Below are 971 nucleotides of genomic sequence, written 5' to 3'. Positions count from 1 at the left end.
GCTGAAACCGATATTGTGGGCAATTCATTCTTCAAGTTCATTCACGAAGAGGACGGGGAAATTTCCAATGAACTGCTCCAAAAGATAACGGAGGGACAGGAAACCTTCGAGATCGAGAACCGCTACATCACCAAAACGGGCAAACCGGTCTGGCTCAGTTGGCACTGCAGGGTAGTGTTGGACGAAGGGGTGGTCTACGCCACGGCCAAAGATATCACGGAACCCAAAAAATTACAGGAATTGGTCTCCGATGCATTCCGATTGGCCAAAATAGGCGGCTGGGAAATCGATATGATCCATGAAAAGCTGACATGGTCGGAAGGGGTGCACCAAATTTATGGGACCGACCCGCTGAGCTATGGGCCGGAGCTGGAAGGTGCCATTGAATTTTACAGGGAGGACCACAGGGAAAGGGTCAAGGAAGCCATAAGCTCGGCAATGGAAAATGGGTCGCCCATAGAGTTTGAGGCAGCATTGATATCCGCCAAGGGCAATGAGAAGTGGGTCAGGGCGATGGGACAGGCCGAAATTCCCAATGGGAAATGTACCCGCCTTTACGGAAGTTTTCAGGATATTACGGACCTTAAGGAAACAGAACACCGACTCCAAAGCATCACCAATGACCTACCGGGGGTTACTTTCCAATATATCGTCTATCCCGATGGAACCGATAAATTGGCTTCGGTCAGCCAAAAATCCATGGAAATATGGGGGATGAGCCCAGAAGATTGCGAAAAGGATACCGAACCTATATGGGACCAGATAAAGAAAGGTGGCGCGTATGCAAAACTCCAAGGGGACATCCAAAACTCCATTGAAACGCTTTGCCAATGGCACAGTCGTTGGACAAGCATACTTCCCAACGGACAGATACGTTGGCACGAAGGCTACGGAACGCCCTACAAATTGGCAGATGGCACCGTTCTTTTCAATTCCATGATCTTCGACATCACCGAAGAGGTCAAGTTGAC

Annotated in this window: 1 protein-coding gene; it reads left to right on the top strand. The window is 49.5% G+C overall.

Features of this window, described 5'->3' with window-relative positions; all coding sequences use genetic code 11:
- Positions 1–971: PAS domain-containing protein (locus tag VM932_RS16675; RefSeq protein ID WP_326280427.1), on the top strand; the 971-nt coding region annotated here is incomplete at both ends.

The sequence above is a fragment of the Flagellimonas halotolerans genome (genome assembly GCF_035818535.1).
GTDB lineage: Bacteria > Bacteroidota > Bacteroidia > Flavobacteriales > Flavobacteriaceae > Flagellimonas > Flagellimonas halotolerans.
The sequence above is the reverse complement of the archived record's forward strand: the minus strand, read 5'-3'. Positions and strand labels throughout refer to the sequence as shown.